13 protein-coding genes are annotated in these 13823 nt (G+C 71.4%); 7 read left to right on the plus strand and 6 right to left on the minus strand.

Annotation, left to right across the window (positions count from 1 at the left end):
- Window positions 1-19: 19 nt before the first annotated feature.
- Window positions 20-727 carry a hypothetical protein gene (locus AB0K28_RS23105; RefSeq protein ID WP_364373416.1) on the minus strand — a complete coding sequence of 236 codons (708 nt, stop codon included), beginning with the start codon at window positions 725-727 and terminating at the stop codon, window positions 20-22.
- A gap of 221 nt (window positions 728-948) precedes the next feature.
- Window positions 949-2274, minus strand: a complete 1326-nt coding sequence (locus AB0K28_RS23110; protein WP_364373418.1) for an MFS transporter — start codon at window positions 2272-2274, stop codon at window positions 949-951.
- Between the two features lie 102 nt (window positions 2275-2376).
- Here AB0K28_RS23110 and AB0K28_RS23115 point away from each other — a divergent pair, with 102 nt between their 5' ends.
- Together AB0K28_RS23115 and AB0K28_RS23120 are read left to right on the plus strand one after the other, a co-directional pair.
- The gene (locus tag AB0K28_RS23115; RefSeq protein WP_345386576.1) at window positions 2377-3048 is read left to right on the plus strand and encodes a GntR family transcriptional regulator; all 672 of its coding nucleotides are present in this window, start codon (window positions 2377-2379) and stop codon (window positions 3046-3048) included.
- Window positions 3049-3059: 11 nt separating this feature from the next.
- Entirely contained in the window at window positions 3060-3419 is a 360-nt protein-coding gene (locus AB0K28_RS23120; protein WP_345386574.1) for a DUF2203 domain-containing protein, read from the plus strand.
- Window positions 3420-3425: 6 nt separating this feature from the next.
- Here AB0K28_RS23120 and AB0K28_RS23125 read toward each other — a convergent pair whose 3' ends face one another.
- Window positions 3426-4193, minus strand: a complete 768-nt coding sequence (locus AB0K28_RS23125; RefSeq protein WP_364373421.1) for a VOC family protein — start codon at window positions 4191-4193, stop codon at window positions 3426-3428.
- A 176-nt stretch (window positions 4194-4369) separates the two neighbouring features.
- Here AB0K28_RS23125 and AB0K28_RS23130 point away from each other — a divergent pair, with 176 nt between their 5' ends.
- Window positions 4370-4999 (plus strand): alpha-ketoglutarate-dependent dioxygenase AlkB, encoded by a 630-nt coding sequence (locus tag AB0K28_RS23130; RefSeq protein ID WP_345386569.1) that lies wholly within the window; start codon window positions 4370-4372, stop codon window positions 4997-4999.
- Window positions 5000-5002: 3 nt separating this feature from the next.
- On the opposite strand, the gene AB0K28_RS23135 is transcribed toward AB0K28_RS23130, so the two are convergent.
- A complete protein-coding gene (locus AB0K28_RS23135) occupies window positions 5003-5857 on the minus strand; it encodes a serine hydrolase (protein ID WP_364373423.1) in 855 nt (284 codons plus the stop codon).
- A 436-nt stretch (window positions 5858-6293) separates the two neighbouring features.
- On the minus strand, window positions 6294-7472 hold the full coding sequence (locus AB0K28_RS23140) for a glycosyltransferase family 4 protein (protein ID WP_364373425.1): 1179 nt from the start codon (window positions 7470-7472) through the stop codon (window positions 6294-6296).
- Window positions 7473-7797: 325 nt separating this feature from the next.
- Between AB0K28_RS23140 and AB0K28_RS23145 the strand changes: the two genes are divergently transcribed.
- A complete protein-coding gene (locus AB0K28_RS23145; protein ID WP_364373427.1) occupies window positions 7798-8808 on the plus strand; it encodes a LacI family DNA-binding transcriptional regulator in 1011 nt (336 codons plus the stop codon).
- A 61-nt stretch (window positions 8809-8869) separates the two neighbouring features.
- Here AB0K28_RS23145 and AB0K28_RS23150 read toward each other — a convergent pair whose 3' ends face one another.
- Complete coding sequence (locus AB0K28_RS23150) at window positions 8870-10363, minus strand: alpha-N-arabinofuranosidase (RefSeq protein ID WP_364373429.1); 1494 nt, start codon at window positions 10361-10363, stop codon at window positions 8870-8872.
- Between the two features lie 273 nt (window positions 10364-10636).
- Between AB0K28_RS23150 and AB0K28_RS23155 the strand changes: the two genes are divergently transcribed.
- The 3 genes from AB0K28_RS23155 to AB0K28_RS23165 are packed head-to-tail and all read left to right on the plus strand — an operon-like array spanning window position 10637 to window position 13727.
- The gene (locus AB0K28_RS23155; protein ID WP_364373431.1) at window positions 10637-11980 is read left to right on the plus strand and encodes an extracellular solute-binding protein; all 1344 of its coding nucleotides are present in this window, start codon (window positions 10637-10639) and stop codon (window positions 11978-11980) included.
- On the plus strand, window positions 11977-12897 hold the full coding sequence (locus AB0K28_RS23160; RefSeq protein ID WP_364373433.1) for a sugar ABC transporter permease: 921 nt from the start codon (window positions 11977-11979) through the stop codon (window positions 12895-12897). The genes AB0K28_RS23155 and AB0K28_RS23160 overlap by 4 nt, the downstream gene beginning before the upstream one ends.
- On the plus strand, window positions 12894-13727 hold the full coding sequence (locus AB0K28_RS23165; protein WP_364373435.1) for a carbohydrate ABC transporter permease: 834 nt from the start codon (window positions 12894-12896) through the stop codon (window positions 13725-13727). Before AB0K28_RS23160 ends, AB0K28_RS23165 begins: the two co-directional genes overlap by 4 nt.
- The last annotated feature ends 96 nt before the right edge of the window (window positions 13728-13823 follow it).

The raw sequence follows: 13823 nt of genomic DNA on the forward strand, positions 1-13823 counted from the left end.
TGATCTTTACAAGCCCTTGTCAAGTCGCGAGTTGACTGCCGTAAGCTCGCGCGACAAGTTCGGCGACGGCGCTGTGCGAGCCGAGCGGCTCGCCGTGGCCGGCGTTGATCGCCGCCGCGGCCTGTTCGATCAGCGCGTACGGAGCCTCGTGGCCGATCATGCACGGCGCGATGGCCAGCCGCTCGGCGCCCGCAGCCCGCAGCCGCTGGGCCGCGACCGGCACGCCGGGCTCGCTGTCCAGCGACGCCGCGACGACCGGCAGCGTGAGCCTGGACGCCAGCAGCACCGCGGTGGCCTGCACGGCGTGCACGGCGCGCTCTCCGCCCACGGTGCCGAGGATGACGGCGTCGACAGGGCTGGAGACGTTCAGCAGGCGGACCCGGTCGGCCCTGGCCAGGCCGCGCTCGGCCAGCCGGATGTGCAGGGCCTCGGCCAGCAGCGGATGCGGGCCGAGCGCCTCGGTGACGACGGCCCCGCTGCCGGTGGCGGCGACGGCCTTGCCGATCTCCGCGAGGACGGCGGGATCATCCCAGGTGAGGAGCGGTACGACGACGGCTTCGCGGCCGGAGGGCAGGGAGTCTGCCAGGTCGCTCACGCTCGTCAGGCGCACCTCGATCTGGGGGTTGTCGACGCGTACCACGGCCGCGATCTCCTCGGCCACGCCGTCCGTCGTGCCGGGGGTGGCGAGCACGAGCACGGGGGCGTCGGGCGGCAAGGACGTGGGCACGGGACGGCGGTGACGACCGCCGCCCGGCCGGGGGGAACGTTCTCGTACAGGCAGGCTCACAGGCGGGCAGTTTATGCCTATTCGGAGACGGTTGTTCTGTGAATCGATGGCGATACGGTCACAACCCTGTTGACTAGGGGCTTCCGCGCCCGGAAAAGCTTCCGCGGGCGGTGTCGGCAGCCACCGCCCGCGGCTCTCGCGGCATTCCCCTGCGAGGTCTGTCAGGCGAACGGGCCCACCTGCGGGGCCTTCCTGGCCTCTTCCGGCGTCTCGGCCAGGTCGACGTCGCGGGTCTCCGGCGCGATGGCCAGGCCGACGGCGGTGACGGCGAGGGCGGCGACGACGTACACGGAGACCGCGATCGTGGACTGGAAGGACTGGTAGAGCTGCAGGGCGATGATCGGGGCGAGCGCGCCGCCCACCACCCCCGCCACCTGGTAGCCCATGGAGGCGCCGCTGTAGCGCAGGCGGGTGCTGAACAGCTCGGCGATGAAGGCGGCCTGCGGTCCGTACATCGCGGCGTGGGTCACCAGCGCCACCACGGCGGCCAGCGCGATCAGCGGGAACGAGCCGGTGTCGAGCAGCGGGAAGAAGGCGAACACCCACACCGCGGCGGCGACCACGCCGGCCAGGTAGACGGGACGGCGGCCGTACCGGTCGGACAGCGCGCCCGCCAGCGGGATCAGCGCGAGCTGCAGCGCCGAGCCGATGAGCACGGCGTTCAGGGCGTACGAGCGCGGCAGGTTCAGCGTCCCGGTGATGTAGACGATGATGTACGCGGTGAAGGTGTAGAACGCCACGTCCACCCCGATGCGCGCGGTGAAGGCCGACAGCAGCGCCCGGGGGTGCGTCCGCAGCACTTCGAGGAGCGGCATCTTCGCCGTCGCGCCCTGCTCGGAGACCTCCGCGAACAACGGCGACTCGGTGATCCGCATCCGCACCCACAGCCCGACGAAGACCAGCGCGCCCGACAGCAGGAACGGCACCCGCCAGCCCCACGACAGGAACGCCGCGTCCGACATGGTGAACGACATGATCGTCAGCAGTCCGGTGGCCAGCACGTAACCGGCGGGCACGCCCACCTGCGGCCAGCTCGCGTTGAAGCCGCGCCGGCGCCCGTCGCCGTGCTCCAGCGACATGATCACCGCGCCGCCCCACTCGCCGCCCAGCCCCAGCCCCTGAACGAACCTCAGCAGCGCGAGCAGGACCGGCGCCAGCACGCCGACGGCGGCGTAGCCGGGCAGCACGCCGATGAGGAACGTCGAGACGCCCATCATGAGGAGCGTCACCACCAGCACGGTCTTGCGGCCGACCCGGTCGCCGAAGTGGCCGAACACCACGCCGCCGAGCGGCCTGGCCACGAACGCCACCGCGTTCGTGGTCAGCGACGCCAGGACCGCCGTGAAGGGGTCGAGTGAGGGGAAGAACAGCTTGGGGAAGACCAGGGTCGCGGCGGTGGTGTAGAGGAAGAAGTCGTACCACTCCAGCGACGTGCCGATCAGGCTGGCGAGGATCACCCGCCGGGTCTGTTGCGTGGAGCCTGACATCGGATCGCTCCTTGTGTCGAATGGGGAGTAGTTTCAACGTAAGGATCGTTGAACAATTCGACAAGAGGTTTGCTCCATGATTATCTGTTAAATGTGGATAACGTGGTCGCTGATCTCTCCCAGGACCGGCCCCGTCTGGGACGCAGCAGCACGGCCGAGCGGGTGGCCGACATCCTGCGTGACCGCATCAGCGAGGGCTTCTTCCAGCCCGGCCAGCGCCTTTCCGAGGAGTCGATCTCCGAGGCGCTCGGCGTCTCACGCAACACGCTGCGCGAGGCGTTCCGGCTGCTCGGCCACGAACGCCTGCTCGACCACCGGCTCAACAGGGGCGTCTTCGTCCGGCTCCCGTCCGCCGAGGACGTCTCCGACCTCTACCGCGTCCGCCGCGTGCTCGAAGGCGCCGCCGTGCGCCGCCCGCCGTCCGACCGCGCGCTGGCCCTGATCAAGGAGTCACTCCAGGACGCCGAGCGCGCGGTCGCGCAGGACGACTGGCAGGGCGTCGGCACCGCCAACATCCGCTTCCATCAGGCGCTGGTCTCGCTCAACGAGAGCCCCAGGATCGACGAGGCCATGCGCCAGCTCTTCGCCGAGCTCCGGCTGGTCTTCCACGTGATGGAGAACCCGCGCGCCTTCCACGAGCCGTTCGTCGAGCGCAACCACGTGCTGCTCGGCCTCATCGAGTCGGGCCGGCCCGACGAGGCGGCCGCCTACCTCGACGGCTACCTCGACGAGGCAGAACGCCTGCTCGTCCACGCCTACGAGCCCAACCGCTAACGTTGTCGGGCATGGACCGGCTCTTCACCCTCGACGAGGCCCGCGCGCTGCTCCCCGGCGTCATCCACGACGCCGCCGGGGTGATCGCCGCCCGCGCCGACCTGGCCGAGATCGACTTCGCCCGCCGCTCGGGCGGTAGGTCGGAGCGGGGCGGGCTGCCCGAGCTGAAGGGGCTGCAGGCGCGCATCGAGGAGATCGTCAGCGGCTGGAGCGAGCAGGGCATCGAGGTCAAGGGCATCGCGCCCGTGCTCGTCGACTTCCCCGCCGTGCTCGACGGTGTCTCGGTGCGGCTGTGCTGGATCGAGGGCGAGCGCGAGCTGGGCTGGTATCACCGTACGGAGCTGGGCTTCGCGGGCCGCCGCCCGCTGTGACGCCGGTCAGGCCGAGCTGGTGATCACCGCGAACGCGGCGCCGAACGGGTCGGCGGCGAACGCCATCCGCCCGACCCCTTCCGTGCTCGTCGCGGGCCCCCGCAGCGTGCCGCCGAGCCGCTGCGCCAGCGCCGCCGTCGCGTCGCAGTCGGGCACCTCGAAGTACGGCAGCCAGTGCGCACGCTCGCCCTCCGGCAGCCGGACGATGCCCGCGACGGACGCCGACTCGTCGCCCTCGGCCGGCGTGATCACCGGATAGGTCTCCCCGCCCATCGGCAGGTCCTCGATCCGCCAGCCGAACACGGCCCGGTAGAAGTCCCTGACGCCGCCGGGGTCAGGCGTGAACAGCTCGACCCAGCACAGCGACCCCTGCTCGGTGACCAGCCCGAGCCCCGGGGTGCCGCCCGGCTGCCAGACGGCGAACGACGCGCCCGCAGGGTCGGCGAACACCGCCATCCGCCCCTGCCCCTCGATGTCCCGCGGCGCGGCCAGCAGCCTGCCCCCGGCCTGCTCGACCTGCTTGGCGACGGCGTCGGCCTCGGGGGTGTGGAAGTAGGTCAGCCAGGCCGCCTGGCCGCCCGGCGGCAGATGCGGGCTGATGCCGGCCACGGTGCGCCCGCCTAGCTGGCAGAAGCGGTAGTCCGAGTGGGCGGGGCCCAGCGACACGGAGTCCCAGCCGAACAGGCCGGTGTAGAAGGCGGTGGACGCCTCCAGATCGGGGGTGGTGACGTCGAGCCAGGAGGGGGCGCCAGGCAGGTAGGCGGTGGTGAGCATGGCCTGCTCCTTCGCATGGGGGAGAGCGGTGGGTGGCCTCTGCGCCTCGGCTGTGGTCTCGAAGGGGCGATGCCACTCATATCCGGCGGCTTCCAGCGTGACATCTCGGCGCCCTCGCGTATGGCACTTCCGCCCAAGTCGAATGGGTGTTTGAAGAATGGCATACACTCGGCACCATGACAGCCGCGTTCCAAGCATCTTTGCTCGGCTTCGACGAGGAGCTCGGGCTGGGCCCCCTGGCGGGCTCGGTCCGCCGCACCCACCTCGGCCACGGCGCCTGGATCGACCTGCGGCCCGGCTGGCTGAGCGGCGCCGACACGCTGTTCGAGCGGCTGGCCGAGCAGGTGCCCTGGCAGGCCGAGCGGCGCCGCATGTACGACCGAGTGGTCGACGTGCCGCGCCTGCTCGCGTTCTACGGCGAGGGCGACACCCTGCCCGACCCCGTGCTCGACGACGCCAGGCGCGCACTCGACGCCCACTACGGCGACGAGCTGGGCGAGCCGTTCCGCACCGCCGGGCTCTGCTTTTACCGCGACGGCCGCGACAGCGTGGCCTGGCACGGCGACACCATCGGCCGGGGCGGCACCGAGGACACCATGGTCGCGATCCTGTCGGTCGGCGACCCGCGCTCGCTCATGCTCCGCCCGCGCGGCGGCGGCCCCTCCATCCGCCACGACCTCGGCCACGGCGACCTCATCGTGATGGGCGGAAGCTGCCAGCGCACGTGGGAACACGCCATCCCCAAGACGGGCCGCCCCGCGGGGCCCCGCATCAGCATCCAGTTCCGGCCCCGCGGCGTGCGCTGAGACTCAGGCGCGCTGCTGGGCGGAGCCCCAGGTCAGCAGCTCCTCGGCGGTGCCGAAGCGGCGGCTCGAGCTCGACTCGCCGAGCAGCACACCCACCAGCGGCCGGCCGTCGCGCTCGCTCGCGAACGCCAGGCAGTAGCCCGCCGCCCGGGTGAACCCGGTCTTGAGCCCGATCGCGTCCGACGTGCCGATGAGGCGGTTGGTGTTGCGCCACACGTACGAGCGGTGCTCGCCGGTGCCGTCGAGATAGTGCCGGCGGGTCCCGGCGACCTCCTTGATGAGCGGCACCTTCAGCGCCGCGGCGGCCAGCACGGCCTGGTCCCTGGCGGTGGAATATCCGTCGCCCGCCGGGGTGGGCAGGCCGTCGGCGTTGACGTACTCGGTGTCGTTCATGCCCAGCTCGCGGGCGGTCGCGTTCATCCTGGCGACGAAGCCCTGCACGCCCGGTCCGTACGTGCGGGCCAGCGCGTGGGCGGCGTCCGCGCCCGAGGGCAGCATCAGGCCGTAGAGCAGCTCGCCGACCGTGATGCGGTCGCCGGGACGCAGGTCCGCGGTGGTGCCGCCGCTGTCCTCCGCGTACGCGACGTCCGCCGCCTTGATCCGTACGACGTCGGTGGGCTTGGCGGTCTTCAGCACCACGTACGCGGTCATGGTCTTGGTGAGGCTGGCGATCGGCATGCGCTTGCCGCCGGCCTTGTCGAGCAGCACGTCGCCGGAGCTCGCGTCCATCAGGTACGCGGCCCGCCCGTACACGGCGGGGGCGTCCTGGCGGACGGTGGGAGCGGCGGGTGCGGCGGTGGTCGTGGTGGCCTGGGCCGGCGCCGTGAGCCCTGTGACCAGGGCAAGTGCGCCTGCCATGGCAGTCAGAAAAGCTTTCCGGTCACGCATGCGGCCCAGAGTGCCGCCCCCTTGAGCCTGCTTTTGCCGAAATAAGGGAAGTTTTAGACAGGAGTATCCAGAAACCCCGATTTTTCCGGGAAAATCGGGAGGTAAATCTTTTGCCCGGAAAGCCAGCCGGCGGGCCTGCCATGGCCGTGGGAGGGTCAAGGCCCGGGGGAGAGCCAGAACCGGTCGGCCAGGGCGGGGGCTCAGCCGGCCGGTCGGTGGCGCGCAGAAGGCCAGCCGGCCGGGCTCAGAGGCCGGCCAGGGGGTCAGCAGGCCGGTCCGTGGCCGACCAGAAGGCCAGCCGGCCGGGCTCAGTGGCCGGCCAGGCGGTCAGCCGGTCGGGGTTAGTGGCCGGCCAGGTGGTCAGCCGGTCGGGTCAGTGGTGGGCCAGGGGGTCAGTGGGTCGGGGTCAGTGGGCCGGCCAGAAGGTGTCGCCGATTCGCTCGCCCGCCGCCAGCTCCGCGAACAGGTCCTCCCACACCGGCATCACGTGCTCGGCCGCGTACGCCCGCGCGGTCCGCCGGGCCGCCTTCCCCATGCTCAACCGCAGCTCCCGGTCGGCGATCAGCCGGCGCAGCGCCTCGGCCAGCGCGTCCACGTCCTCGGGCGGTACCAGCAGGCCGTCCACCCCGTCGGTCAGCACGTCGCCCGGCCCGGTGGGGCAGTCGAAGGCGGCGACGGGCAGCCCGTGCGCCATCGCCTCGATCATCGTCATCGGCAGCCCCTCGTACCGGGAGCTGACCGCGTAGACCGAGGCGCCGGCCAGCTCCTTGTCCATCCGCCCGGTACGTCCCGCCAGCGACACGTGCTCGGCCAGCCCGTGCTGCTCGATCAGGCCCGCCAGCTCGCCCTGGCGCGGCCCGGTGCCGAAGATCCGCAGCCGCCACTCCTGATGCTCGGCCACCACCTGCGCGAACGCCTTGATCAGCAGGTCGAACCCCTTCTGCGGCACCAGCCGCCCGGCCGCCACCACGACCGGCGCGTTCTGACCTGATCGCTCACGCTTCGCGGTCGGCACGGCGTTGGGGATCCGCACGACCGGGGTCGCCGGCAGGAGCCGCCGGAAGTCCCGCAGGTTCGCCTTGGTCAGCACGGTGATCGCGTCGAAGGCGGCGTAGTGGCGGGCGATCTCCTTGCGGATCGTCTCGGGATAGGCCGACAGGTTCATGTGCTCCTGGGCGACCTTGATCACCGGCTTGCCGGCGCGGCGGGCGGCGATCAGGCTGAGCGCGGGCCGGCTGGTGACGAGGATGCCGTCGCGCAGCCCCGCGCAGTACTCCATCGCCGCCCACTCGACCCGCTCGGTGAAGTAGCCGGCCGAGAACTCGCCGCGCGGCACCACCTTCCCGCGCACCCGCCGCCAGGCCCGCCGGGCCAGCGAGTCCGGCACCCGGCCGCCGCGCTGGTCCACCAGCGTGGTGACGGTGATCCGCGGATCGACGGCGAAGTGCGGCCGCTCGCGGCGGCGTACGAGGCTCACCAGCTCCACGTCGTGCCCGGCGGCGGCCATCGCGTTCGCCTGGCTGATCACGGTCTTGACCGTGCCGCCCATGCCGTACGCGTGCAGCAGGAGGTAACGGATCCTCATCTGCCGCACCCCCGGCCGCAGACAGAGCCGGAGACAGGGCCGGAGACAGGGCCGCAGACAGGGCCCGAGACAGGGCCGCAGACAGGGCCGGAGCTCTCGCCGCGGCGTCGCGCACCGCGCCTCAGGGCCGTGACCAGCACATTGTTCGTCCTCCTCGGCGCATTCATGCCGACGCAGGTTACTCTCCGTTCCTGGTAGTTAGCTGAGAACGCCCGGCGGAGCGGGATAGGACCCCCTCCTGACGCGGGACCCCCTCGTGACGGGGGGCTGCGTTCGCGCGCTCGCGCGTTCCGCCTGTTAGCGTTACCGCTAAGGGGGGTGAGCCGTGGTGAAATCCAAACCCGGCCGGCCTGCGGTGCTCATGGACGTCGCCGTGCTCGCCGGTGTCTCCACCATGACCGTCTCACGGGTGCTCAACACACCCGACCGCGTACGCGCCGAGACCAGGGCCCGCGTCCTGGCCGCCGTACGCGAGCTGGACTACCGCCCCAACCAGGCGGCCCGCCAGCTCGTCACAGGACGCTCCGGCGTGCTCGGCGTGGTCAGCATCGACACCACGCTCTACGGCCCGGCCACCACGCTGTACTGCATCGAGCAGGCCGCCCGCCACGCCGGCTACAACGTCTCCATCGCCAGCCTCAGCTCGCTCAACCGCACCTCCATGGAGGAGGGCGTGCAGCGGCTGCGCACCCAGGCGGTCGACGGCGTGATCATCGTCGCGCCTCACGAGTCGGCCGCCGACGGGCTGCGCCACCTGCCGCCCGAGATGCCGGTCGTCGCGGTCGACGCCGCCGACGACATCCCCGTCCCGGTGGCGAAGGTCGACCAGGTCGCCGGCGCCGCCCGCGTCACCCGCCACCTGCTCGACCTCGGCCACCGTACGGTGTGGCACGTCGCGGGCCCGGCCGACTGGCTCGACGCCAACGGCCGCATCGACGGCTGGCGCGGCGTGCTGGAGGCGGCCGGGCGGCCGGTGCCCGACGTGCTGCGCGGCGACTGGAGCGCCAGATCCGGCTACCAGCTCGGCCGCCGCCTGGCGGAGGAGCCCGAGGTCACGGCCGTGTTCGTGGCCAACGACCAGATGGCGCTCGGCGTGCTGCGGGCGCTGCGCGAGGCAGGCAGGCGGGTGCCTGAGGACGTCAGCGTGGCGGGCTTCGACGACATCCCGGAGTCCGCCTACTTCTGGCCGCCGCTGACCACCGTGCGGCAGGACTTCCGTGAGGTCGGCAGGCACGCCTTCCACATGCTGCTCGACCGCATGGCCGGGGCCGAGCCCGAGAGCCGCCGCCTGATCGAGCCCGAGCTGGTGGTCCGCGACAGCACCGCACCCGCCTGAGCCCGCCACGGGTCCGCCACGGGTCCGCCACGGTGCCCTTCTCGCCTGAGGCGGCGGGCGCTCAGGAGGCCAGGCGGATCACGTTCCAGGAGACCGGCGGCAGCAGCACGCGCAGCGGGTCCTGCTCGACGTCCCGGTTCGGCCTGGGCGTGATCCGGTCCGGCTCGTCGGCGGTGTTGCGGGCGTAGACGTCGGGGTCGGTCAGCGTGGTCGCCTCGACGACCCGCACCGCGCCCAGCGCCCGCGCGTCGATCTCCAGCGACAGCGGCCCGTCCACCGAGCGGTTGACGGCGAACACCGTCGTGCCGTCCGCGTCGTGCGTGGCCACCGCGTGCACCAGCGGCACCTCCCCGTACGTCGCCGTCTCGTACAGCGGCGACACCGGCTCCACCCGCAGCACGTCGCCGGCCGCGTACCGGGAGGCCTGCGCGAACGGGTGGAACGTGGTCTGCCGCCAGGACCGCCCGCCCGGCTCGGTCATGATGGGCGCGATCACGTTGACGAGCTGCGCCAGCGAGGCGGCGGTCACCCGGTCGCTGTTGCGCAGCAGCGTGATCAGCAGCCCGCCGAACGTCACCGCGTCGGCCAGGTGGTAGTGGTCCTCCAGCAGCGGCGGCGCGACCGGCCAGTCGTCGGGGGTGCCGGCGTCCCTGAAGCGGGACTGGTACCACACGTTCCACTCGTCGAAGGAGAGGTCGATCCGCTTGCGCGACTTCAGCCGCGCCCCGACGTGGTCGGCGGTGGCCACCACCGAGGAGATGAAGTACTGCATGTCGGTGTCGCTGGCCAGGAAGCTGCCGAGGTCGCCGTCGTGCTCCTCGTAGTAGGCGTGGCAGGAGATGTAGTCGACCAGCTCGTACGTCTCCTCCAGCACCTCCGCCTCCCACGCGCCGAACGTCGGCATGCTGGAGCTGGAGCTGCCGCACGCCACCAGTTCGAGCCCCGGGTCCACCATTCGCATCGCGCGGGCGGTCTCGGCGGCCAGCCGGCCGTACTCGCGGGCCGTCTTGTGGCCGGTTTGCCAGGGCCCGTCCAGCTCGTTGCCCAGGCACCACATCCTGATGCCGTGCGGCTCCTTTGCGCCGTGGCTCACCCGCAGGTCCGACAGGGCCGTGCCGGACGGGTGGTTGCAGTATTCGAGCAGGTCGAGCGCCTCGGCGATGCCGCGCGTGCCGAGGTTGAGCGCCATCATGGGCTCCACCCCCGCCTTGCGGCACCACAGGACGAACTCGTCCACGCCCACCTCGTTGGTCTCCGTGCTGCGCCAGGCCAGGTCGAGCCGGCGGGGCCGCCGGTCCTTGGGGCCGATGCCGTCCTCCCAGCGGTAGCCGGAGACGAAGTTGCCGCCGGGGTAGCGGACGGTGGACACGCCCAGCTCCCTGGTCAGCTCCAGGACGTCGCGGCGGAAGCCGTCGTCGTCGGCCAGCGGGTGCCCGGGCTCGTAGATGCCGGTGTAGACGCACCGCCCGAGGTGCTCCACGAACGTGCCGAACGTGCGGCGGCGCACGGGGGCGACCTTGAAGGCCGGGTCGAGGGTGAGGCTGGCGTGGTGCACGGGGGAGACTCCCTGGGTTTCCGCGACGTTACGTGCCTCCGATTGTTAGCGCTATCACAGGCCAGGTCAAGAGCTGGTAAGCGGTTGCCAGAGGGCCCTTGACAGGCCGCTTGTTACCGCTAACACTCGGGTAACCCCGGCGAAACACCGGGGTGCGCACGGCGGCCGCCGCGACCCGGACGTGCCGCCTGTCCGCCTCCGACGGGAGGCCCTCTTGCTGCCCTCACCTGCCCTTTCCAAGACCACAGCTCGGTGTAAGGAAGAGGCCATCCAGTGCACGGTCCCCCTCATATCAACCGCCGGCACCTCCTCGGCGGCGGCCTCGCCCTGATCGCCGCCGCCGCGTCGGGATGCGCGCTCCCCGTGGGGTTCGGCTCGTCCCAGACCCGCATCAGGTACTGGCACTTCCTCGGCGCCAGCGACGGCATCACGATGAACGGGATGGTCAACGCGTTCGGCAAGGAGAACCCCGACGTCTTCGTCGAGGAGAACGTGCTCCAGTGGGGCGAGCCCTACTACACGAAGATCGCCATGGCCGGCGCCGGCGGACGCTCGCCCGACCTCGCCACGTTCCACCTCGCCCGGCTGGCCGGCATCGGCGCCGGGCGCATCCTCGACCCCATCGACACGAAACTGCTGGAGGAGGCCGGCCTGAAGGCCGCCGACTTCAGCCCGCCCATCTGGGAACGCGCCCACCTCGACGGCGTCCTGTACGCCGTCCCGCTCGACGCCCACCCGATGGTGCAGTACTACAACACCGACGTCTGCGAGAAGGCCGGGCTGCTCGGCGCGGACGGCAAGCTGCGGCCCACCACGGGCGTGGACGAGCTGATCGCCATGCTGACCAAGGCCAAGGAGGCCATGGGCGGCAAGCCGCCGCTCACCATGGACGCGCTCGGCCTCGGCACGGTCGGCCCGTGGCGGGTGTGGTATTCGCTGTACGGGCAGAGCGGCGGCACGCTGCTGACACCCGACAACACGGCGATCGCCATCGACGACGCCAAGGCGCTGGAGGCGCTGCGGCTGATGCAGCGGCTCGGGCAGGAAGGGCTGTGCGACCCGCGTACGGACTACGGCGCCTCCGTCGCCAAGTTCACCAACGGCGAGGCGGCGTTCCTGTGGAACGGCGACTGGGAGATCACCGGGCTGAAGGAGCGCGGCACGCCGTTCAGCATGACCCGCTTCCCCAGTGTCTTCGGCAGCGGCGCGGCGCAGGCCGACTGTCACGCGTTCGTCCTGCCCCACCAGCGCAGCAGGGACCCCGAGATCGAGCGGGCCACCTACCGCTTCATCGCCTACCTGGTCAGGAACAGCGCCGACTGGGCGGTCGCCGGGCACGTGCCCGCGTACCTGCCGGCGCTGGAGGAGCCCGAGTACCTGGCGCTGGACCCGCAGTCGGAGTACCGCTCGGTCATCACGGAGGTCGCACTGGACCCGCAGGCGTGGTTCGCCGGCTCGGCCTCGCGCATGTGGATCGAGTTCGGCGAGGCGTTCTCGCCCGTCATCAGCGGCGAGCGCAGCCCCGAGCAGGGCCTGGCCGCCGCCAAGGCGTCGCTGAACCGGCTGCTGTCGGCCCCGAACCCCTTCCCCGCCGAGGACGCCGAGGAGCGCTCATGACCGCCACCGTCGCGCCCACCGCGACCGCCGTCGCGGCCGTGAAGTCGAAGGTCCGGCGCGGCTGGACGGAGCACGGCCTGCTGTTCGTGGCCCCGTTCCTGCTGATCTACCTGGTCTTCCTGGTCTGGCCGACACTGCTCGGCTTCCAGATGAGCTTCTCCAGCGTCAACGTCGCGGGCGGCAACGACCACTTCATCGGCTTCGGCAACTACGCCGAGGCGTTCGCCGACCCGCGCATGTGGCGCTCGCTGTGGAACACGCTCGTCTTCACCGTGCTGAGCACGATCCCGCTGGTCCTGCTCGGCCTGGTGCTCGCGCTGCTGGTGCACCACCTGCGGTTCATGCAGTGGCTGTGGCGGCTGTCGTTCTTCGGGCCGTTCCTGCTGCCGTCGGCCGTGGTGTCGATCCTGTGGCTGCAGATGATCTACCCGCCCGAGTACGGCCTGATCAACGGCACGGTCGGCACCGACGTCGTGTGGCTGGGCGACCCGTCGCTGGCCATGTGGTCGGTGGTGCTGACCACCGTGTGGTGGACGGTCGGCTTCAACTTCCTGCTCTATCTCGCCGCCCTGCAGTCCATCCCCCAGCACCTGTACGAGGCCGCCGCCATCGACGGCGCCAACGCCTGGGACAAGTTGCGCTCGATCACCCTGCCGATGCTCCGCCGCACCACCGCGCTCATCGTGGTGCTGCAGCTCGTGGCCTCGCTGAAGGTGTTCGACCAGATCTACCTGATGACCGGCGGCGGCCCCGAGGACGCCACCCGGTCGATCATCGAGTACGCCTACGACATCGGCTTCACCGGCTACCGCACCGGTTACGCCTCGGCCGTGTCGTACATCCTGTTCGCCCTCATCGTCATCGTCTCCCTGGCGCAGCTCCGGCTGTTCCGCAAGCGCGAGGAGGTCGCGTCGTGACCAAGCGGTTCAGCTTCAGCCAGTTCGTCCTGCTGGTGGCCGCGCTGGTGCTGGCGGTGCTGTGGCTCGCCCCGATCGCGTGGGCGGTGGCCACGTCGCTCAAGCCGGAGTCGGAGACCACGAAGCTGCCGCTGGAGTGGTTCGGCAGCACGCTCACGCTGGAGTCGTACGGGCTGGTCCTCGGCACCGGCGGGATCGTCAAGTGGGCGATCAACTCGACGGTCACGGCGGTGGCGGTGACGTTCCTGACCGTGCTGTTCTCGGCGATGGCGGCGTACGGGTTCGCGCGCACGCGGTTCAAGGGGCGGCGGGCGCTGCTGGGGCTCATCCTGGCGGGCATCATGGTGCCGCCGCAGGTGCTGATCGCGCCGCTGTTCGCCGAGATGGTCGCCTTCGGCCTGGTGGACACCTGGTGGGCGATCATCCTGCCGCAGGTGGCGGCGCCGCTGATCGTCTACATCCTGGTCAAGTTCTTCCAGGACGTGCCTGAGGAGCTGGAGCAGGCGGCGTTCGTGGACGGGGCGGGGCGGTGGCGGGTGTTCTTCACCATCGTGCTGCCGCTGTCGCGGCCGGTGCTGGCGGCGGTGTCGATCTTCACGTTCATCAGCACCTGGAACAACTTCCTCTGGCCGTTCCTCGTCTCGACCGATCCGAACACGATGACGCTCCCGGTGGGCCTGGCGAACGTCGTGCAGGGCACCTTCGGCCTGCGGTACGCGCAGATCATGGCCTCGGTGGTGCTGGCCGGGCTGCCGCTGCTGATCGTCTTCGTGCTCTTCCAGCGCCAGATCATCCGCGGCGTCGCCCACACCGGCCTCGCCGGCCAGTGACCCCGGGGGAGACCCCCATGCGGTGGGCTCGGGCGACCCCTCCCCACCGCCGCAGGACGAACCCCGCGCGGCGGGCATCCCCCTCCCGCCGCCGTG

This window comes from Nonomuraea sp. NPDC049504 (assembly GCF_040676845.1).
Classification (GTDB): Bacteria; Actinomycetota; Actinomycetes; order Streptosporangiales; family Streptosporangiaceae; genus Nonomuraea; species Nonomuraea salmonea.

Excerpts from the sequence above, each read along its gene's own strand:
- AB0K28_RS23110 (WP_364373418.1), bottom strand. The coding sequence starts at position 2,274 with ATGTCAGGCTCCACGCAACAGACCCGGCGGGTGATCCTCGCCAGCCTG.
- AB0K28_RS23120 (WP_345386574.1), top strand. The coding sequence starts at position 3,060 with ATGGACCGGCTCTTCACCCTCGACGAGGCCCGCGCGCTGCTCCCCGGC.
- AB0K28_RS23125 (WP_364373421.1), bottom strand. The coding sequence starts at position 4,193 with ATGCTCACCACCGCCTACCTGCCTGGCGCCCCCTCCTGGCTCGACGTC.
- AB0K28_RS23130 (WP_345386569.1), top strand. The coding sequence starts at position 4,370 with ATGACAGCCGCGTTCCAAGCATCTTTGCTCGGCTTCGACGAGGAGCTC.
- AB0K28_RS23135 (WP_364373423.1), bottom strand. The coding sequence starts at position 5,857 with ATGGCAGGCGCACTTGCCCTGGTCACAGGGCTCACGGCGCCGGCCCAG.
- AB0K28_RS23140 (WP_364373425.1), bottom strand. The coding sequence starts at position 7,472 with ATGAGGATCCGTTACCTCCTGCTGCACGCGTACGGCATGGGCGGCACG.
- AB0K28_RS23160 (WP_364373433.1), top strand. The coding sequence starts at position 11,977 with ATGACCGCCACCGTCGCGCCCACCGCGACCGCCGTCGCGGCCGTGAAG.